Origin of the sequence: Pseudofrankia coriaricola, from assembly GCF_001854805.1 — a bacterium.
Taxonomy (GTDB): domain Bacteria; phylum Actinomycetota; class Actinomycetes; order Frankiales; family Frankiaceae; genus Pseudofrankia.
Map to the genome: position 1 here is coordinate 22286 of NZ_MBLO01000147.1, position 20022 is coordinate 42307.

Sequence of the window (20022 nt, forward strand, 5' to 3'; positions counted from 1 at the left end):
GTGCCGGCGGACGCGCTCGGGGCGATCGCGAAACTGTCGGAGTCACGTGGTCTGCTGTATCCGTGTCCACCTCGTCCACCGTCACAGACGATCCACCGTGACGCCGCCCACCGTGACGCCGCCCACCGTCACGCCGCCGGTCGCCCTGATGCGGCCGGGCGCTGACGTACGCCGCTACCGGCTCGACCGGTCGGCGCCGGTGGCCGCGTGGGCCGAGCCCGCGGGGCTGGACGAGGCCCAACGGGCGGTGCTTGAGCACTCGGGTGGGCCGCTGCTGGTCCTCGCCGGGCCGGGCACGGGCAAGACGACGACGCTGGTCGAGGCGGTCGCCCGCCGCGTGGAGGCGGGGCTGGATCTTGGCTCGGTTCTCGTGCTCACGTTCAGCCGGCGGGCGGCGCGGGAGCTCTCCGAGCGGATCACCGCCCGCGTGGGCGCCGCGGTCGGCGGGACGGTGGCCTGGACCTTCCATTCCTGGTGTTATTCCGTGCTGCGGGAGTTCCCTCGCCCGGGCGACCCGCCGCCGCGGCTGCTGACCGGTCCGGAGCGGTTCACCCGGCTGCGCGATCTGATCGAGGGCTCGCGTGAGCTCGGCCGGCCGCACTGGCCGGCGTCGCTCGAGGTGTGCCTGCGCACCCGGGGCTTCGCTGAGGAGGTCGAGGCGCTGTTCGCCCGGGTCCGTGAGGTCGGGTTCGACCCGGCTGGCCTCGGGGCGCTCGCGGCCCGCGCCGGGCGGCCTGACTGGGCGGCGCTCGCCGAGTTCTACACGGACTACCTGGACAACCTGGGGTACGACGGCGCGGTCGACTACCCGGAGCTGGGCCACCGGGCGGTGACGCTCGTCGAGGACCCGGAGTCCGGCCAGGCGCTGCGCGCCCGTTACCGGGCGGTCTTCGTCGACGAGTATCAGGACACCGATCCCGCGCATGAGCGGCTCCTGGCCGCGCTGACGGCGGGCGGGGCCGACCTGGTCGCCTTCGGCGACCCGGACCAGTCGATCTACGCGTTCCGGGGCGCGCGGGTGCGTGGCCTGCTCGACTTCCCCGACCGGTTCCGTCGCGCCGACGGTTCACCGGCCGACGTGCGCGCGCTCGGGGTGTGCCGGCGGATGGCCCCGCCGGTGCTGGCCGCGAGCCGGCAGGTCGCCAGCCGCCTGCCGGTGTCGGGCCTGCCAGTGGCCGCGCTGCGGGCTCACCGCGCGCTCGTTCCCGCGGAGCCGGACCGGGCCGGCCAGGTCGAGGCGCTGTCGTTCCCGTCGGAGGCCGCGGAGACCGAGGCGATCGTCGACCTGCTGCGTCGCGAGCACCTCGCGGGCGGGGTGGCCTGGCAGGAGATGGCGGTGCTGACTCGTTCCGCCGACGCGTTGCCGCCGGTGGCGCGGGCACTGACGGCGGCCGGCGTGCCGGTCGACATGGCCGGTGACGAGCCGCCGCTGGCGGCGCGGCCGGCCGCGGCTCTCCTGCTCACCGCGCTGCGCTGCGCCGACGACGCGGCGTCGCTGACCGCGGCGGACGCCCGCGCGCTCCTGCTGTCCCCACTCGGCGGAGCGAACCCCGCCGGCCTGCGGGCCCTGGGCCGCGCGCTGCGGGAGCACGCCCGCGCGGCCGAGTCAGCCGAGTCGGCTGGGGCCGCCGCGGTTGGGTCGAGCCGCGCCGACGCCGACTCGTCAGCGGACGCCGACGGCCCGGCTGAGCCGGACGCCGGCGCCGCGCGCGCCACGCGTGGGCCGGAGTCGTCCGCGGAGATGATTCGGGCCGCCCTGGCCGACCCCGCGTTGGTTCCGGACGGCGTGGACGCCGGCCTTGCCCGCCCGGTGGCCGAGGTCGGTGCGCTGCTGCGCGCGGTGCGCCGCCGGCTGCGGGCCGGGGGCACCCCGCGAGACGCGCTCTGGGCGTTGTGGGAGGGCACCGGCTGGCCGGCGCGGCTGCGGTTCGCCGCGGCCAGCGGCTATGGGGCGAGGCGGCGGGCGGCCGAGGCCGATCTGGATGCCGTCGTCGCCCTGTTCGACGCGGTCGGCCGGCTCGGCGAGCGCCGCGGGCCGGGCGGCGGCGCCCGCGGGCTGATAGCCGACCTGACCAGCCAGGACTTCGCCGCCGACAACCGCGCGGGCGCCGAGATCCGCCCGGACGCGGTCCGGCTACTCACCGCGCACCGCGCCAAGGGCCTCGAGTGGGACATCGTGGTTGTTCGCGGCGTTCAGGACGGGGCCTGGCCCGATCTGCGCGCACAGCACTCGCTGCTCGGCACCGAGCAGCTGGACACCCCCGACCGGGGTGGGCTGCGCCCGCCCGAAACTCCCCGCGACCGCTGGGCCGAAGAGCGCCGGCTGTTCTACGTCGCGGTCACCCGCGCACGGCGCCGGCTCGTCGTCACCGCTGTCGACACCGCGGGCGAGGACGGGACGGCGGGCGAGAACGGCTCCCGGCGCAGCGAGTTCCTTGCCGAGCTGGGCGTGCCGGTGGTGGACGGCTCGTCCTGGACACCGCGGCCGCTCACCCTGACGAGCCTGGTCGCCACCCTGCGCCGGGTGTCGGTCGACCAGTCGGCGAGCCCGGCGGCGCGGCGCGCGGCCCGCCGTCGGCTCGCGGCGCTGGCCGCCGCCGCCGACCACGCCGACCGACCGCTGGTTCCCGCCGCGCACCCCGACCGTTGGTGGGGCGTGCGCGACGTGACGTCGTCCGACGTACCGGTCGTCCCGGCCCAGGAGCCGATCCGGCTGTCCGGGTCGTCGCTGACGAGCCTGCGCGACTGTTCGCTGCGCTGGTTCCTGGAGCACGAGGCGCACGCCGGGCGCCCGGCGACGACGGCGCAGAGCTTTGGCCGGGTCGTGCACGCGCTCGTCGACGAGGTCACCGCGGGCCGTACCCCGGCCGATCTCGTCGCGCTGGACGCCCGCCTCGACACGGTCTGGCGGCATCTCGCCTTCGAGGCCCCCTGGCGCTCGGACCAGGAGCGCGCGGCGGCGCGGGAAGCGCTCGCCCGCTTCCTCGACTGGCACGCGGCCGAGCGTGGCCGGGTCGTCGTGGGCTCGGAGGAGCGGTTCAGCATCGACCTCACCGTCGACGGCCGCCCGGTCCGGCTGCGCGGCTCGATCGACCGGCTCGAGCTCGACGACGCCGGCCGGGTGCACGTCATCGACTTCAAGACCGGCCGGGCGGCCGTCGGTGCCCGCGACCTGGCCGAGCACGTCCAGCTGGGCACCTACCAGCTCGCCGTCCGCGAGGGCGCCGTCGACGCGCGAGTCGCGCCGAACGCCCCGTCCGAGCCAGGCCTCGCGGCCCCGCCGGAGGCACCGGACCGGGGAGAGGCGCCAGACCCGGCGGAGGCGCCGGACCGGCCGGAGCCCGCGCGGCTCGCGGAGGCCGGCGACCGGCACGCCGTCCCTGGCGGCGCCGAGCTCGTTCTCCTGCGCCGCGACGCGGACGGGGACCGGGCCGGCCCCCGCGAGCCGGGCGAGCCCACCGGGTCGCCCCAGGTCCAGCGGCAGGAGGCGCTGCCCGCCGGGCGGGCCTGGGTGGACGAGCTGCTCGGCCAGGCCGTGCGCACGATCGCCACCGAGACGTTCGCCCCGACGACGGGGCCCAACTGCGACTACTGCTCGTTCCGGCGCTCATGTCCCGCGTGGCCCGCGGAGGGCAGGCAGGTGGTCGAGTGATGGACACGTCCCCGCCGCTTCCGGATCAGGCATTCGACGAGCCGGCTCCCGGTGCCACCCAGCGCCATGCCGACGGCACCGCCGCGCGTCGCGCGGATGAGGCACTCCCCACCCTGCCCGCTGGCGCCGTCCCGTTGGCGTCCGTGCCGCTCGGGACGAGGCCGGCTCGCTCGGCCCCGCCGCAGCCCGCTCTGCCCGGTTTCGGCGGCGACGGCGTGGATGCCGGCGCGGTCGCCGAAGTGTGGTTCGAGGAAGCCGGGCGCGGGGTTCCTCCCGATCCGGCCGGCGATACGGCCGCGGCCCTCGAACCGCGCCGGCTGACCAGGGAGGGACTGCGCGGCCTGCTCGGCGTTCCGTTCACCGAGGAGCAACTGGACGCGATCTGTGCGCCCGCGGCCCCCGGCGTGATCGTCGCCGGAGCGGGCTCGGGCAAGACGTCGGTGATGGCCGCGCGGGTGGTGTGGCTTGTCGCCGCGGCCGGGGTGCCCGCGGAGCAGATCCTCGGCCTCACTTTCACCCGCAAGGCCGCCGGCGAGCTGGCCGAACGGGTGCGCCGGGCCCTGGCCCAGCTGCGCCGCGCGCGCCTGGCCGTCGCGGGCGCCGCGGGCGGCGTCGAGCCGGGCAGCCCCGAGCCGGGCAGCCCCGAGCCGCCGGCCGCGGGCGGCCAGGTCCTCGGTGACGGCGGCCTCGCCGCCCCGGCTCCCGAGGCGGCCCAGACGTGGGCGGACGACGGTGTCGGCGAGCCCACGATCGCGACCTACAACTCGTTCGCCAGCCGGCTGGTCGCCGACCACGCGCTGCGGCTGGGCCTGGAGCCCGACTGCGTCCTGCTGCCCGCCGCCGCCCGCTACCAGCTCGCCGCGCACGTCGCCCGCGGCTACCCAGGCCGCGTCGAGGCCTTCACCGGCTCCATGTCCGCGCTCGTGGAGGCGGTTGTCGCGCTCGACGGCCAGTGCGGCGAGCACCTCGTCGACCCGGACCAGCTGATCGCCTTCGACCGGCGCTGGCTCGCGGACGTGCTCGCGGCGACGGAACGCGCCCGCGCCCGGCAGAACACGGCCACCCTGGTGCGGGAGCTGCGCAGGCTGGCCTTCACCGCCCGTCGCCGGCTCGAGCTCGCGGAGCTGGTCAAGGCCTACCGCGCCACCCGCCGTAGCCGTGAGCTGCTCGACTACGGCGACCAGATCACGCTCGCCGCCCAGCTGGCCGAGCAGGTGCCCGAGGTCGGCGCGCTGCTGCGCCGCCAGCACTCGGTGGTGCTCCTGGACGAGTACCAGGACACCTCGGTGGCCCAGCGCCGGCTGCTGGTCGGCCTGTTCGGCGCGGCGCACCCGGTCACGGCCGTCGGCGACCCGGCACAGGCCATCTACGGCTGGCGCGGCGCCTCGGCGAGCAACCTCGACCGGTTCCCCGAGCACTTCCGCCAGGCCGACGGCACACCGGCGGCGACCTACCAGCTGTCGGTGAACCAGCGCAGCGGCGGGCGGCTACTCACCCTCGCCAACGCCGTCGCCGAGCGGCTGCCGACCAGGTCCGTCACCGTCCTGCGGCCGCGGCCCCAGGCCATGCTCGCCGGGGAGACCGTCGTCGCGCTGCACGCCACCTGGGCCGACGAGACCCGCTGGGTCGCGGGCCAGCTCGCCGGGCGGGTCCGGGCCGGCTGCCCGCCTCGGGAGTGCGCGGTACTCGCCCGGTCCTGGTCGGACGTGCCCGCGTTGGTGACGGCCCTGACGGACGAAGGTCTGCCCGTCGAGGTGCTCGGGCTCGGCGGCCTGCTGTCCAAGCCCGAGATCGCCGACATCCGGGCGACGCTGGAGGTGCTCGACGACCCGACGGCGAACCCGTCGCTGGTCCGCCTGCTGACGGGGCCGCGCCCACGGCTCGGTCCCCGGGACCTCGCCGCGCTCGGCCGCCGGGCGGTCGAGCTGCTGCGCGCAGCCCCCACCGCGCGGAACCCGTCCGCGGCGGCGGCGCCGGCGGACGCGCTGGACGACGCGGTCGCGGACGTCGACCCGGGCGACGTGGTCTCGCTGGCTGACGCGCTGGCCGACCCGGGAGAGGAGATCTCCGCCGAGGGCGCCCGGCGCGTCCGCGCGCTCGCCGCGGAGCTCGCCGAACTGCGCGCGCACGCCGGCGCGGGGCTGGTGGAGCTGGTCCACCGCGTGGTCGAGACGACGGGCCTCGACGTCGAGCTGGAGCTTGCCGCGCCCCGCGGGACCCGGGGCAGGGAGAACCTCGCCGCCTTCCTGCGGGTCGCGGCGGACTTCGACCGTTCGGCCGCCGGCTACGACGACGCGAGCGGGCGAGCCTCGCTCACCTCGTTCCTGGGCTTCCTGCGGGCCGGCGAGCAGTACGAACGGGGGTTGGACGCCGACGTCGCCGGAGCGGGCAAGGCCGTCCAGGTGCTCACCATGCACGGCGCCAAGGGCCTGGAATGGGACGTCGTCGCCGTGCCCAACATCAGCCGCGGGTCGTTCCCCGACAGCATGGTCGGAGATCGGTGGACCACCTCGCCCTCCGTGCTGCCGACGCCGCTTCGCGGCGATGCCGAGGACCTGCCGGAGTTCGCCGTCGACGACGAACGTGCGGTGTTCGACCGGTTCGCCGACCAGTGCCGGGAGCAGGCGGAGCACGAGGAGCGCCGCCTCGCCTACGTCGCGTTCACCAGGGCCCGCTCGACGCTGATCTGCGGCGGCCACTGGTGGGGCCCCACCCAGAAGAAGCCGCGTGGCCCGTCGACGTTCCTCGACGAGCTGCGCGAGCACGCACGGCGGGATGGCAACGGCCGGGTGGAGCACTGGGCCGACATCCCCCTGGAGAAGACCAACCCGGCACTGGAGACCCCACCCGAGTACGTGTGGCCGGTACCGGCCGACGCGCTGGCGGGGGCCGTCCGGCGGGCGGTGGCGGACGCGGTGCGCGGCCTGCTCGCGGGCACCCCGGCCGCCGCCGCCGTCTCCGCCGCCGCGGCGGCCGGCGCTCCCGAGGGCCGGGGCGCCGCCGCCGTCCTCGTCGAGACGGTCACCGGGATCGCCGAGACGGACGACCGCGCCGGCATGACCGCGCAGGAGCGGGCGCTGCTCGACGCCCTGGACCAGGAGACCCGGCTGCTGCTCGACGAGGAGCTCGCGGCCCGCGCGCCTGTCCGCCGGGTGCCGCTGCCGACGGGGCTGACGGCGACGCAGGTGATGAAGCTGCGCGCCGACCCGGACGGGCTCGCCCGGGACCTGGTCCGCCCGCTGCCGCGCCGGCCCGTCCCCGCCGCGAGCCGGGGCATCCGCTTCCACACCTGGGTCGAGGAGATCTTCGACCGCCGCCCGCTGCTCGACCACGAGGACCTGCCGGGCGCCGAGGACGACCACCTCGACGACGCGGAGCTGCGCGCCCTCAAGGAGGCATTCCTCGCCGGCCCATATGGCGGCCGGCGCCCGCTCGCCGTGGAGACGCCGTTCGAGCTCCCGATCGGCGGCCGGGTGGTCCGCGGCCGCATCGACGCCGTCTACGACCTGGGCGACGGCCGCTACGAGGTGATCGACTGGAAGACCGGCGCCACCGCCGCCGACCCGGTCCAGCTCGCGCTCTACCGGCTGGCCTGGGCCCGGCTGCGCCGCGTCCCCCTCGGCTCCGTCGACGCGGCCTTCTACTACGTCAGGGACAGCCGCCTGGTGCGCCCGGAGCTCCCGGCCGAGGCGGACCTGGCCGCTCTCCTGGGGCCGCCCCGCGCTCCCTGAGCCGGCCGCCGGCCGTCGTCACCGGCCACCCGCGAGGTCGACGATCAGGGCGCGATGATCGGACACCGCCGTCCACTCGGCCCGCACGGCGGCGACCGGCGGCACGGTCCCGCGGGCGAGGACGTGGTCGAACTGCACCCGCGGGGCATGCGCCGGGTACGTGGGCGCGGCGGCCAGCCGCCGCCAGCCGGTGAGCACCCGCGGCAACGGCCCCGGCAGATTCAGATCACCGAGAATCACCGTGGCCTCGTCGATCCCCTGGGCGCCTCCAGCGCCGACAGCGCCGGCGTTGTAGACGTTGTGGGCGTTGCCGGCCCCGGCGTCAGCGGCCCCGGCGGTGCCGCGTAGCGGCGGCGAGCCGGCCTCGCCCGGGGCGCCGTCGTGGCGCAGGGCCCGCGTGAGGCGGCGTAGTTGTGCCGCGTTCCAGCCGGGCACGAAGGACAGATGGGTGCTCACGACGGTCAGCGGCGCGACGGGCGTCGCCAGCCTGGCGATGATCGCGACGCGCGGCTCGTCCGCCAGCAGGATCAGCCGCGGCCGGCCGTCCGGCCCGGGCACGGCGATCGGCGACCGCACCGGCGCCCGCCCGAGCGTCACGACCCGCCAGCCGCGGACAGGAAACCGGCTGACCAGAGCGATCCCGTAGGCAGGCTCGCCGGGCGAACGGCACCCGTCGGCCGGCCGCCAGGCGAGGCCCGGAGTGCCGTAGACGGTCGCCTCGAACCGCCGGTCCTCCTCCGCGACCCCCAGCGCGTCGGCGGCCACCGCGCACAGGTCGGCCCCCCCGGACCGGGGCTGGCCGGCGTCGACCTCCTGCAGCGCCAACACGTCGCAGTCCAGGGACGCGACGGCCGCGCGGAACCGCGCCAGGTCGACGTCCCCATCCCTCGGCGACCGGCCGTGCATCACGTTGAACGTCCCCAGCCGCACGGGTCGCACCGTAACCGACCGGACCTCCCTGGTCGCGGGCACGCCCCGGCCTGGGGGCCGGGTTCGCCGGTTACGCGAGGATGGTCCGGGTCTGGCGGCGTGAGGGCGTGGGAGGAGCGGGCTGATGCGGCTTGTCATCGACAGCGACGGCGGGATCGACGACGCGGCGGCGATCGTGTGGCTGTGCGGCCGGCCGGACGTCGAGATTGCCGCGGTCACCGCGGTGGGCGGCAACGTCGGGGTGCGCCAGGCCGCCCGCAACCTGCGGGTCATCCTCGAGGCGGCCGGCCGCCCCGACATCCCGGTGTACGTCGGGGCGGACCCGACCGACCCGGCGCCGCACATCACCCGGCCGGTGTTCATCCACGGCGAGGACGGGCTGGGCGACGTCGGGTTCGCCGACCCGGAGCGAGGTGCCGACGAGGACACCCCCGCCGTCGACGTGCTGGTCAGGGAGATGCGCCGGGGCGCGTCGCTGCTGACGCTGGGGCCGCTCACCAACCTGGGGGCGGCGGTGCGCGCCGACGCGGCGGCGGCCGCCTCGAGCCGGCTGACGCTGATGGGCGGCAGCGCGCATGCCCAGGGCAACGCCCGGCCCAGCGCCGAGGCCAACGTCGCGAACGACCCGCTCGCCGCGGCCACGGCGCTCGGCGCCGGCTGGTCGGCGCCGCCGGTGATGGTCGGCCTGGACGTCACCCACCAGGCGACCCTGCGCGACGTCGAGTTCGCCGCGCTCGCGGCGCGGCGGACCGCCGCCGCGGCCTTCCTCCACGGGCCGCTGTCGTTCTACCGCCGCAACGCGGGCTCGCTGTGCGCCGAGGGCGAGACGCCCTGCCACGACCTGCTGGCGGCGATGGCCGTCGTCCGGCCGGACATCCTCGGCGTCGAGACGCTGCCGGTGGAGGTCGACACCGGCGGCAGCGCCGCCTGGGGCCAGACCGTCGTGGACCTGCGCCAGCTGGGCTGGCGACGCCGCCAGGCCGAGCCCGCGGCCCCGGCGGCTCCCGTTGCCCCCGCGGCCCCGGGCGTCGCCGCTGGCCGCGGGCCGGACGGCAACGCCGACGGCATCGGTGCTCCGGTCGCCGTCGGTCTCGCGGTCGACGTCGACTTCTTCCGAGCGGCGGTACGCGAGCTCGCGGGGGAGCCGGTGGCGGGGCTGTCGGCCTGACGGATCCTCCGCTACCAGGGCGGCGCCGCCCTGGTAGCGGTGTGGCTAGTCGGGGGACGGCGGCCGGCCGCCGCGCCGCGCCCGTGGCCGCGCCGCGCCAGCGATGAGCGCGACCTGGCCTTCGTGCGCGGCCCCCGCCGATCCGGCCGGGTCCGCCGGGACGGGCTGGCTTCGGGCGCCTTCGCCCTCGTCGTCGTGCGCGCCCTCGTCTCCGATGATCGTGCCGGCGCCGGCACGCAGGACGAGCTCCAGCTCGAAGCGGGCGTCCGGGTCGTCGAGAGCGTCACCGAACAGCTCGCGCAGCTGCAGGACGCGGTAACGAACGGTCTGCGGGTGGATGTGCAGCCGGCGGGCGATCAGCCCGCGCTGGCCGTGCAGGGCCAGCCAGTAAAGCAGGGTCGCGGCGAGCCGCTGCCGGGTCCGCTCGGGCAGGCCCGCGAGCGGCTCGAGCCGGCGGCGGGTGAGGTCGGCGAGCAGCAGCGGGTCGCGGGTGAGCAGCAGCGCCGCGAGGTGGTCATCCGTGAACAGCGGGCCGCCTTGCGGGTCCGCGGTCAGCAGCCCGTCATCGCGCGCCTCGCGCGCGAACCTGACCCGTTCGGCGCTCGCGGCCGCCCGCGCCCAGGGCACCGTCGGGCCGACGACGGCCGAGCGCCCCGCGAGCTGGCCGGCCAGCCGCTGCCCGCGCGCGTCGTCCCCGCTGACGAACAGCCACAGGTCCGAGCCGTGCGTGGCGCTCGGGCAGCTGGTGGGCAGCCCGAGCCGCCGTCGGCCGTCGGCGAACGTGGGGACCAGCACCGCGGCGAGGCGGTCCGGGATCCGCAGCGACGCGGCCTGGGTGATCTCCTCGACGCTCGCTGGGTCCGCCCCGGACAGCAGCAGCTCGCCGATCCGGTCCCACAGCCGCTCCCGGGCGCCCGCGTCGGCGGACTGGGCCAGCGCGTATCCCTCGGTGGACGCGGCGCAGACACCGTCGATATAGCCGAAGAGCGTCTCGCCGAGGGTTATCAGGCCGGCGGCGTCCAGCCCACCGCGCAGCAGGGCCACGTCGGCGAACCGTCGCCACGCGACCCGGGTGCCGATTCGGTAGGCGGCGAGCAGGTTGTCCAGGGAACGGCCGGCGTGGAACTCGCCGTGCCCCAGCCGCACGTAGATCTCGCGGCTGGCGGCGATGTCGGCCGGGTCGTCCGGGCCGCCGTTGACGATCGCGAGGAACCGGCGCAGCGCCTCGGCGACGCCCGCCCGCACCCCCCGCCCGAACCGCCCTTCCAGGGGGCGGGCATAGGCCGGCACCTCCGCCGCGATCGCCGCGATGATGTCCTCACCCACGGAGGTCAATTCGGAGCTGAGCAGGGTCTTTAGGCCGGCCGGAAACTGTCCCCCGGGAACAGTCGCATCCACGCTTCTCACGGTAGCCGCCCAGACCGCCGATCCGCCGGCGCCGTCCGTGCGCGTGCGGGCCGATGCACCGCCTGCCTGGTCCCCTACGGCGTCGCGACCGCGTAGCCCATCTGCGTCAGCTGGTCGGCGGCGGCCTCGGGGAGGCGCCGGACGGCGGCGCGGAGCTGACGGCTCAGGAAGGCGTCTCGGGATCTGGCCAGCACATCCCGCCAGCCGTCGCGCGCCTCGGTGATCCGCTCCACGATCAGGAACTCGACGAGGTCCTCGACCGTCGGCCGGAACCGCCGACCGCCAGTCGGCAGGTGAAGGTGTCCCAGCTCCTTCTTCGCGTCCGGGCATCGGCTCAGCAGCGAGACCCAGGGCTCGGATGTTGCCGGAATCTGCAGGTGTGCTTCGGGGTACCCGTCTGTCTTTTCGCGCTCATAGTCATAGTGCAGGAGGACCTGCTTAATGTTGGCGTCGGTATAGAGTCCGATGTAGGAAGTGAGGACCATCAGGTGCTGACTGAATTCGTCCATGCCTGTCACGAAACTCAGATCCAGCCAGCATCGGGGCGCGCGTCCCACTGAGAGCGGGATGCCTCGTGCACCGAGAACTTCTCTGTTGCTCGACCTGTAGCCGACCCAGACGTGGTCTCGGTTGGAGGATGACCGGACGGTTATCAAGCGGACGCCGCGACAGACGGTGCCGTTGAGGAGTGCGCTCAGCTCGTCGGCAAAACGCCTAGTCTCGCGTTGGAGGTTCCCGCCAAGGGAGGAGGCTCTTGACGATGTGCCAGGCTCGATGCGCGGACGCTGTCTCGAAGGCTCCGGTTCGCGCTTGCTCCGCGAGCTCCTCATAGGAGAATCCCGCTATCTGCAAGGCGTTCAGCCAGGCCTGATGCAGGTCCTCGTCCGAAGCAACGAAGTCCGCCTCGTCGTCGTCCGCCGGGCTGTCCAGCGGCATGGCTTGAGCAACCATGATCCACCTCCGCTCGTCGTGGGTTCCAGGGACGTACATCAATGGTAGTGCATGGCGCCAACAGTTTCCGAGGCTCCGGTGCGCGGTCGCCGGTCGGCCCGACCTGAAGACGCATAGCGGTCTCGGTCGAGCGCGCCGGCTCGGGGTGCGCGACCCGGAACCGGGCAACCGGTTCGTATCTGTTCATGTGGCGACTATAGGGCGCAGCGGTCGAAAAGGTGAGTCTCAACGGCGTGTCGTTTTCGAGATTATGGGTCGCCAAAACCGGCTCGACGGGCGGCGAGAATCGCTGCGGCGCGATCTGTGGCATGGAGCTTCGCGAGGATATTTGAAACGTTGTTCGCGACGGTTTTCGCGGTGAGGCCAAGATGGCGTCCAATTCGGCCGTTGGGCCAACCGTTCGCGAGTAGGGCGAGTATCTCCCGCTCCCGGTCGGTGAGCTCGGGGAACGGCTTGGCGGCCGGCCGCGGGTTGGCGAACGCGCGCAGCACCCGCTGCGCGACGTCCGGCCCGAACACCGCGTCGCCACGCGCGGCGGCGCGGACGGTGCGCACGACGTCCTCCTGCTGGGCGCCCTTGAGCAGGTAGCCGCGGGCACCGGCGCGCAGCGCGGCGAAGACGAACTCGTCCTCGCCGTACATGGTCAGCATCACCACCGCCACCGACGGATACGCGGCCGCGATCCGCCTGGTCGCCTCGACCCCGCCGATCCCCGGCATCTCGACGTCCATGAGGACCACGTCCGGGTGCAGCCGCCCGACCAGCCCGACGGCCTCCTCGCCCGAGGTCGCCTCGCCCACGACGGTGAGCCCGTCCATCGAGTCGAGGAGCACGACCAGGCCGCCGAGCACGATTCGATGATCGTCGACGATGACCACGCGGATGTCCGCCGCCGAGCCCTCGGCCCCGCCGCCAGGCCCCGCCGCTTCCGGGCGGCTGGCGGTCCCGTCCGTCTCCGTCATCCCGCGCTCCCGGCCAGCTGGGCGTCCGTCGCGTGGCCGACGCCCTTGATCTTCGAAAGGTCCGTGACGCCTGAGGCGTCCGTGCCGCCCGTGCCGTCCGCCGGCCATGGCATGGTGCTCCCGGCCAGGGACAGCGGGAGCTTGACCAGGACGCGGCCGCCGGCGGCGGTGGGTCCGGCGTTCCAGGATCCGCCCAGGGCCGTGACCCGCTCCCGCATCGAGGTCAGTCCCACCCCGGGCATCCAAGAGGTCGCGGTCCCCTGGGAACCGTTCGCCCGGCCGTTGTCGCGGATCTCGATGGTCAGGGTGTCGGCGCAGTTGATCGTTACGTCGCAGTGGGTGGCTCCCGCGTGTCGGGCGACGTTGGTGACGGCTTCGGTCACGATCCGGTAGGCAGCGACCTCAACCGCCGCCGGCAGTGGCGGCAGTGTGTCCGGGGCCGTAAGCGTCACCGGCACCGCGGGGCCGCGCAGCGTCTCGCGTAGGGCAGCCAGCAGGCCGAGCTCGTCCAGGGCGGGCGGGCGCAGCGCGTAGACCAGTCTGCGCAGGTCGCCGAGCGCCGAGGTGAGGTCGCGGCGCACGTCGGCGAGCAGGTTCGTCGCCCGGGGTAGGTCGCGGCCGGCGAGGTTGCGGGCGGCGTCCACTTTGGTTGCCGCGGCGGTGAGGACGGGTCCGAGGCCGTCGTGCAGGTCGCGGCGCAGCCGGCGGCGTTCCTCTTCGGCAGCGCTGACGATTCGTTCCCGGGAGCGCATGAGTGCCTCGGTGAGCCGCACGTTGCTGGCCGCGACCGCCACCTGCCGGGCTATGTCGGTGAGCAGCCTGGTCTCGCGTGGGGCGAGCGCGTTCTGCCCGGATCGCAGTGCCACGACGAGCGCGCCGATGTCCTCGCCCTGGTGGACGAGCGGGAACCGAGCGGCGGCCCCGCGCGCGGATCGGTCGGCCGCGCGGCCCGCGTCGTCGATGTCCGTATAGGTGATGGCGCGGACCGACCCGTCGTCGCCGCGCAGCTCCACGGTGGCGCGTGGCAGACGCAGGGTTCCGGCGAGTGCCTCGACCAGGCTCGGCAGCAGCGCTTCGACGCTGCCGGCGGCTTCCAGCCGGGCCGCCACGCGGGTCGTCACGGTGTGGGGATCGTCGCGTTCGCCGTAGAGGAAGCGGTTGACGATCCGTTGCACCCGCGAGTGGGCCGGGGCCAGGCTGAACGCGGCGCCGAGGGCGGCCGCCACCGTCCAGGGGCCGCCGATGGCCTGCCCGAATGCGGCGAGCACGGCGACGCCGGCCGCGTACACCGCGGACACGAACGCGGTCAGCAGGACGTAGACGAGCGTGCGGTTAAGCACGACCTCGATGCCGTAGACCCGGTTCGCCAGCACCACCGCGACGATGACGACCAGCTGCACGACGGTGCCAACGTTGGCGATCATCTCGCCGGCCGGCAGCGCCACGACGAACGGCGTCAACACGATGCCGAGGGCGTTGACCACGGCCAGCCAGCGCAGCACCTGGCGCAGCTCGCCCCGCGCGCGCAGCCATCGGACCACCATCACCACCGACCCGAGCAACAGGCCCGAGGCGAACAGGAGCACCGGTAGCCATTCGGGGAGGGGAACGCCGATCGGGTTGGTGAGGTCGGCGTACTTCGGTGGCGGATCGACGAGCTTGAAGTCCCACAGCGGCCCGGTCAGCCAGGCCACAACGCACAGCCCGATGCTGAGGGCGGCGAGCCAGCCGATCCGCCCGCGCGGGAACCGGCCGTAGGGAAAGGTCGCCCAGGTAGTCGCCAGCACGACCGGCTCGGTCGCCATGCAGGCGGGAGTAATGATCGCCACGGGCAGCACGCCCGGCAGGTCGTGCCCCCCGTACACAGCGACCATCGTCCAGCCACCGCCGGCCGCCCCCGCGGCGTGGGCGAACGCGGCGGCGAGCGCCAGCCAGCCGAACGGCACCTCCGGCCGGCGCGAGGCCAGTAGCCAGCCGGCGACCACGTACGGTACCGCCAGCGTGATCTCGGTCCAGCCGTCCCTGCTCACCGAGTTCCCGGACGGCGAGATGACCCCGTCCGGGACGGCGCGGAGCATCACCACACTGGCGACCATGAGCGCCAGCACGGTCAGGGCGAGGACGTGTGCCAGCCATCGCCACCGTGACCGCGGGTCGGTCGGCCGCGGCTGGTCCTGAGCGGTCACATCCACGCCTGCTCCCTGCGCTCGGGCTTCCCGGGTGCGGATCGGTCCATGTGATCGCACCAGGTCGCACCAGTGTGGGGCACAGGCGTTCCCGTCCGGGCCGGGAAATCCTCCCGGCGCCGGCGGGCCGGCGCACACGTGCTGCCGGGAACGAACCGCCCGAATGATCGCCCTGCCACAGCGACCGGTCAGCCGGACCGGTCCGGCCAGGATCCGATCAGGAGATAACGATGGAGACCCACAGCATCGGCGGCCAGGCCCGCCGCAGCCGACACAGCTGGACCGTCGCCGCCGGCGCCCTCGGCCTCGGCGCGGTCGTCCTGCTCGCCGCCTGTTCCGACTCGTCCGACTCACCCGCCGCCGCGGCCACGCCCTCGGCCTCGGCCTCGGCCAACAACACCCAGGCGGCCTGCGCCGCCGCGCTGGCCAGCGACTGGTCGAACGTCCCCGGGATCGACCCCGACGGCCCGCCGGCGTCCGCGGCCGAGCTGGCCGCCTGGGCGACGCCGCTGCAGACCCAGATCACCGCGTTGCGTGCCGGTGTCCCGGCAGACCTGACGAGCAAGGTCGACGTGCTGGCCACGGTTGTGCAGGGCGCGAAGGAGGGGAAGCCGGTCTCCACCGAGGACGCCTCGCTCAGCGCGGCGCTCACCGCCGTCAACGGGTGGGCGCACGACTCCTGCGGCTACACCACCCTCGACGTGACCAACAGCGCCGGCACCGCCCTCGACGGCGTGCCGGCGACGCTGCCCGCCGGCCCGGTGGCGATGAAGTTCGCCAACACCGGCACCGACCCGGCGAAGGCCGGCTTCATCCTGCTGCTCGGCAAGGTCCGCGACGGCCAGACCGCGACCGCGGCCGACGTGCAGGCCCGCAAGGCCAACCTCGAGGACATCGCCGACATCGTCGCGGTGGCCCAGCCCACCGGCTCCGACCCGGCCTACGGCCTGGCGACGCTCAGCCCCGGCCGCTACATCGTCTCCACCCCCGTCGGGCCGCCCCCGGAGTTCGCCAGCATCCTCGCGAGCGGCTTTGAGGTCAGCTGACCCCGCGGCCCCGGGTGCCGGCCGACCCGGCTGACCCCGGGGCCGCGCCGGCTCACCCGGCTCACCTCGACCGCCCGCTTCGCCCCGAGTCCGCGCCAGCTTCGCCCAGGTCTCGGTCCGGTCCCTCGTCGCGGCAGCGCGTCGCTCGACGCCGCGACCACATCCCGCGCTCGAAGTCATCCAGTCCTGGACGCCATCAGTCCCGGACGCCCTGGAAGGAACAGATGCCATGCCCACCGCCGCAACCCCCGCCGTACCGTCCACCTCGCCGGTCGGCCGGCTGCTCGCCGCCGCCTGTCTGCTCCTCACCGGGCTGGGCGCCGTCCTGGCGACCGCCCTTCTCCCCGCGAGCGGCGAGGGCGATGATGTCGCCGCGGTCGACAGGTTCGCGGCGCACGCCGGTCGGGTCGACGCGGGACTCGCCGCGGAGATCCTGATCCTGCTGCTGGGCGCGGCCACCGCGATTGCCGCGCTGCTGGCGTTCCCACGGGCGCGCCGGCTCGCGAGTGTCGCCGGCTGGCTCGGGATCATCTCCGGCAGCGCCTGGATCGGCCTGGTCAGCACCGACAACGTGCGCGCGGCGGCGGCGGAGACCGACCACGCTGCCGGCGCCGCGCTGATGCACCACATGAGCGGCTCGGCGCAGTTCCAGGCGTTCGTCCTGTTCAGCCTCGTCGGTGGTCTGGTCTCGATGGTGTGCCTCGGCATCGCGCTGTGGCGGTCGCGGGCCGTGCCCCGCTGGGCGGCGGCGCTGTTCGTCGCCTACGAGCCGGTCAACTTCGCCGGCGGCGGTAGCGGCGTCGTCGGCACCATCGCGAACGCGCTCCTGCTCGTCGGGTTCGCCGTCTGCGCCGGCACCATCCTGCGCGGCGGTCTCCCGGCCCTCGCCATCAGCGCGAGCCCGATCGCGGATCCGGCCATCCCGACCGCGTCCGCCACCCCGACCCCAGCCCGCTGACCCTCACCTGGCTTTGGCGGACGAACCGCGTCATCGGCGCCGTGTTCCGTCCGCCAAAGCGCGCGGGCGCCCCGGGGCCCGCCGGTTGGCGCTACCGGTGCCGGTGAACCGTCCTGGGGCAGTAGCGTGGCGAGATGTGTCCTCACGCACCGGCACCGACCCGACGGCGTCCGCCACGATGACCTCGTCTCTCCCCTCGCCCGCCTATCCGCTCGAGAAGACCCGGCTCGACAACGGGCTGCGGGTCGTGCTCGCCCCCGACGCGACAGCGCCGGTCGTGGCCGTCGCCGTGCACTATGACGTCGGATTCCGGTCCGAGCCGGAGGGCCGCACCGGGTTCGCGCACCTGTTCGAGCACATGATGTTCCAGGGCAGCGAGAACGTCGGGAAGGCCGAACACCCGAAGTACGTGCAGGCCGCGGGTGGAATCTTCAACGGTTCGACGCACCCGGACCACACGGACTACTACGAGCTGCTTCCGGCCGGCGCGCTCGAGCTCGCTCTCTTCCTCGAGGCCGACCGGATGCGGGCCCCGAAAATCACCCGCGAGAACCTGGACAACCAGATCGCCGTCGTCCAGGAGGAAATCCGGGTAAACGTGATGAACCGCCCATACGGCGGCTTCCCCTGGATCACCCTGCCGCCGGTCGCGTTCGACACCTTCCCAAACGCCCACAACGGCTACGGCGACTTCAGCGAGTTGGAGGCGGCGAGCCTGGACGACGCGGAGGATTTCTTCGAGAAGTTCTACGCGCCAGGCAACGCCGTCCTGACGATCGCGGGTGACTTCGCCGCCGACGACGCGATGAAACTCGTGGAGCGGTACTTCGGCGATATCGCCGCCCGCGCGGTGCCGGAGCGACGCAGCTTCGCCGAGCCGGTCAGGTCCGACGAGCGGCGGGACGATCTCGTCGACAAGCTCGCGCCCCGGCCGGCGCTCGCGATCGGCTACCGGGTCCCGGACCCGGATGCCGACCTGTCCGCCTTCCTCGCGCACTACCTGCTGACCGACGTGCTCACTTCTGGTGACGCGAGCCGGCTGGAGCGGCGGCTGGTACAGGCCGACCGGTCGGTGATCGGCGTGAGCAGCTACGTCGGCACCTTCGGTGACCCGTTCGACCAGCGCGACCCGCTGCTGCTGACGGTGGAGGCCCGCCACCCGGCCGAGTCACCGGCCGACGGGATCCTCGCCGCGATCGACGAGGAGCTCGACCGGCTCGCGACCGACGGTCTTGCCGACGGCGAACTGGAACGGATCCGCGCGCGCGTCGCCTCGGGGCTGCTGCGCGAGGCGGACGACGCGCTGGGCCGGGCGCTCGCGTTTGGTGCCTTCGAGCTGCACCGGGGCCGCCCGGAGACGCTCAACGAGCTGCCGGCGTTGCTGTCCGAGGTGACCGGCGACGACGTCGCCGCGGCGGCGGCCGCGCTGCGCGCGCAGGGACGCTCGGTGCTGGAGCTCAAGGCCGGGGCGGCCTCATGACGGTGAACGCGCGGAAGTACGCGATGGTCGCCCGCGGGGCGGCCGATCGGCCGAAGCCGACGCGATCATGGCGTGGTTCCGCGTGCCCGGCGGCTGGTAGTGGACATCGAGCGACGGGACGGAGCGGGCGATGACGACGATGACCGAGCGGGCCGGCGTCATCCCGGCCGTCCGCCCGACGCTGCCGGCGGAGCTCCCGACGGTGGTGGAGCGGACGCTGCCGAACGGGCTGCGCGTGCTGGTGGTGGCACGCACCAGCGTCCCGCTGGTGGAGCTGCGCCTGCGGATCCCGTTCACCGGCCTGGGCACGGACTTCGCCGCGCAGTCCGAGCTGCTCGCCGAGACGCTCTTCACCGGTACGTCGAAGCGTGACCGGGTGGAGATCGCCACCGCCGTGCAGGCACTCGGCGGATCCCTCTCTACCGGGGTCGACGCCGACCGGCTCGCGGTCGTCGGCTCGGCGCTGGCCACCAACCTCGACCCGCTGCTGGGCATCCTCGCCGAGGTGCTGACCGAGGCGACCTACCCCGACGACGAGTTCAGCGGCGAGCGCGACCGGGTGGTCGAGGACGCCACCATGGCGCTCAGCCAGCCGGCCGTGATCGCCCGGGAGGCGCTGCTGCGCCGGATGTTCCCCGGGCACCCCTACGGCAGCGTGGTGGCCGAGCCGGCCGTGCTCGCCGGGGTGGGCGTCGGCGCGGTCCGTGACCTGCACACGGCCAGGATCTCCCCGCGCGGCGCGATCCTCACCCTGGTCGGCGACGTCGACGCGGCGACCGCGCTCGGCGCCGTCGAGGCGGCACTGGGCGGCTGGTCCGGTGGCGAGCCCGAGGCCATGCCGACGGTCCCGGCCCTGGCGACCGGTCCGATCCTGATCGTGAACCGGCCGGGCGCGGTGCAGACGAACATCCGCCTCGGCGGCGGCGCGCTCGACCGCCACGATCCCGGCTACCCGGCGCAGCGTCTCGCCAACACGATCTTCGGGGGCTACTTCAGTTCCCGGCTGGTCGACAACATCCGCGAGGACAAGGGCTACACCTACTCGCCGCGCAGCTCCGTCGACCACTACCTGGCCGGCTCCCGGTTCACGGCCGCCGCCGACGTCGCGACCGACGTCACCGGGCCCGCGTTGCTGGAGATCTTCTACGAGCTCGGCCGCATGGCGGTTCTCGAGCCCGCCTCGGACGAGCTCGAGGCGGCCCGGCAGTACTCCGTGGGGACGATGGCGCTAGGTAGCGCGACGGCCGCCGGCCTCGCCTCCACGCTGTCGGGGCTCGCGGGCGCGGGCATCGGGGTCGAGTACCTGCGTGACCACCCGGCGGCACTGACCAAGGTCACCGCCCACGACGTGCTCGCCGTGTCCGCCGGCCTGCTCGCGCCGACCAGGCTCGTCACGGTCCTCGTCGGAGACGCCGAGAAGATCACGGGCGCGGTCGCGGCGCTCGGCTCTGTGACGGCCACCGTGGTCGACTAGTCCGACCGGTTCCTGGCTCTTCGGCGCCCGGGCCGCTGGCCGCTCCTCGGGACGCACCGTCGAGGAGCCGGCCGGCG

13 protein-coding genes are annotated in these 20022 nt (G+C 74.6%); 7 read left to right on the top strand and 6 right to left on the bottom strand.

Annotation, left to right across the window (positions count from 1 at the left end; genetic code table 11):
* Positions 1-148: 148 nt before the first annotated feature.
* Positions 149-3652: an ATP-dependent helicase gene (locus BCD48_RS20075; protein WP_071050033.1), complete on the top strand. Its 3504-nt coding sequence runs from the start codon at positions 149-151 to the stop codon at positions 3650-3652.
* Positions 3652-7383, top strand: coding sequence for an ATP-dependent helicase (locus tag BCD48_RS20080; protein WP_491677153.1), 3732 nt, complete (start codon positions 3652-3654; stop codon positions 7381-7383). Before BCD48_RS20075 ends, BCD48_RS20080 begins: the two co-directional genes overlap by 1 nt.
* A gap of 18 nt (positions 7384-7401) precedes the next feature.
* On the opposite strand, the gene BCD48_RS46845 is transcribed toward BCD48_RS20080, so the two are convergent.
* Positions 7402-8313 carry an endonuclease/exonuclease/phosphatase family protein gene (locus tag BCD48_RS46845; protein WP_083418928.1) on the bottom strand — a complete coding sequence of 304 codons (912 nt, stop codon included), beginning with the start codon at positions 8311-8313 and terminating at the stop codon, positions 7402-7404.
* 124 nt (positions 8314-8437) lie between these two features.
* Between BCD48_RS46845 and BCD48_RS20090 the strand changes: the two genes are divergently transcribed.
* Entirely contained in the window at positions 8438-9481 is a 1044-nt protein-coding gene (locus BCD48_RS20090; protein WP_071049960.1) for a nucleoside hydrolase, read from the top strand.
* 45 nt (positions 9482-9526) lie between these two features.
* Here the strand turns inward: BCD48_RS20090 and BCD48_RS20095 are convergent, their stop codons facing one another.
* From BCD48_RS20095 to BCD48_RS20110, 5 genes are all read right to left on the bottom strand, one after another.
* Positions 9527-10879: a PucR-like N-terminal domain-containing protein gene (locus BCD48_RS20095; RefSeq protein ID WP_083418929.1), complete on the bottom strand. Its 1353-nt coding sequence runs from the start codon at positions 10877-10879 to the stop codon at positions 9527-9529.
* 83 nt (positions 10880-10962) lie between these two features.
* The gene (locus BCD48_RS46850; protein ID WP_131804066.1) at positions 10963-11406 is read right to left on the bottom strand and encodes a hypothetical protein; all 444 of its coding nucleotides are present in this window, start codon (positions 11404-11406) and stop codon (positions 10963-10965) included.
* Between the two features lie 196 nt (positions 11407-11602).
* The gene (locus BCD48_RS46855) at positions 11603-11839 is read right to left on the bottom strand and encodes a hypothetical protein (RefSeq protein ID WP_083418931.1); all 237 of its coding nucleotides are present in this window, start codon (positions 11837-11839) and stop codon (positions 11603-11605) included.
* A 248-nt stretch (positions 11840-12087) separates the two neighbouring features.
* Positions 12088-12801, bottom strand: coding sequence for a response regulator (locus BCD48_RS20105; protein WP_083418932.1), 714 nt, complete (start codon positions 12799-12801; stop codon positions 12088-12090).
* Complete coding sequence (locus BCD48_RS20110; protein WP_083418933.1) at positions 12798-14993, bottom strand: GAF domain-containing sensor histidine kinase; 2196 nt, start codon at positions 14991-14993, stop codon at positions 12798-12800. The genes BCD48_RS20105 and BCD48_RS20110 overlap by 4 nt, the downstream gene beginning before the upstream one ends.
* A gap of 224 nt (positions 14994-15217) precedes the next feature.
* Between BCD48_RS20110 and BCD48_RS20115 the strand changes: the two genes are divergently transcribed.
* The 4 genes from BCD48_RS20115 to BCD48_RS20130 all read left to right on the top strand — a co-directional run bounded on the left by BCD48_RS20115 (position 15218) and on the right by BCD48_RS20130 (position 19945).
* Positions 15218-16033 carry a hypothetical protein gene (locus tag BCD48_RS20115; RefSeq protein WP_071049962.1) on the top strand — a complete coding sequence of 272 codons (816 nt, stop codon included), beginning with the start codon at positions 15218-15220 and terminating at the stop codon, positions 16031-16033.
* A gap of 229 nt (positions 16034-16262) precedes the next feature.
* Complete coding sequence (locus BCD48_RS20120) at positions 16263-16991, top strand: DUF4386 family protein (protein ID WP_071049963.1); 729 nt, start codon at positions 16263-16265, stop codon at positions 16989-16991.
* 178 nt (positions 16992-17169) lie between these two features.
* On the top strand, positions 17170-18471 hold the full coding sequence (locus BCD48_RS20125) for a M16 family metallopeptidase (protein WP_071050037.1): 1302 nt from the start codon (positions 17170-17172) through the stop codon (positions 18469-18471).
* Between the two features lie 130 nt (positions 18472-18601).
* Positions 18602-19945: a M16 family metallopeptidase gene (locus tag BCD48_RS20130; protein ID WP_071049964.1), complete on the top strand. Its 1344-nt coding sequence runs from the start codon at positions 18602-18604 to the stop codon at positions 19943-19945.
* Positions 19946-20022 lie beyond the last annotated feature (77 nt).

Bases quoted from the DNA above. Each gene is read 5' to 3' on its own strand.
- BCD48_RS46855 (WP_083418931.1), bottom strand. From the start codon at position 11,839: ATGGTTGCTCAAGCCATGCCGCTGGACAGCCCGGCGGACGACGACGAG.
- BCD48_RS20090 (WP_071049960.1), top strand. From the start codon at position 8,438: ATGCGGCTTGTCATCGACAGCGACGGCGGGATCGACGACGCGGCGGCG.
- BCD48_RS20130 (WP_071049964.1), top strand. From the start codon at position 18,602: ATGACGACGATGACCGAGCGGGCCGGCGTCATCCCGGCCGTCCGCCCG.
- BCD48_RS20105 (WP_083418932.1), bottom strand. From the start codon at position 12,801: ATGACGGAGACGGACGGGACCGCCAGCCGCCCGGAAGCGGCGGGGCCT.
- BCD48_RS20120 (WP_071049963.1), top strand. From the start codon at position 16,263: ATGCCCACCGCCGCAACCCCCGCCGTACCGTCCACCTCGCCGGTCGGC.
- BCD48_RS20080 (WP_491677153.1), top strand. From the start codon at position 3,652: ATGGACACGTCCCCGCCGCTTCCGGATCAGGCATTCGACGAGCCGGCT.
- BCD48_RS20115 (WP_071049962.1), top strand. From the start codon at position 15,218: ATGGAGACCCACAGCATCGGCGGCCAGGCCCGCCGCAGCCGACACAGC.
- BCD48_RS20075 (WP_071050033.1), top strand. From the start codon at position 149: ATGCGGCCGGGCGCTGACGTACGCCGCTACCGGCTCGACCGGTCGGCG.
- BCD48_RS20125 (WP_071050037.1), top strand. From the start codon at position 17,170: ATGACCTCGTCTCTCCCCTCGCCCGCCTATCCGCTCGAGAAGACCCGG.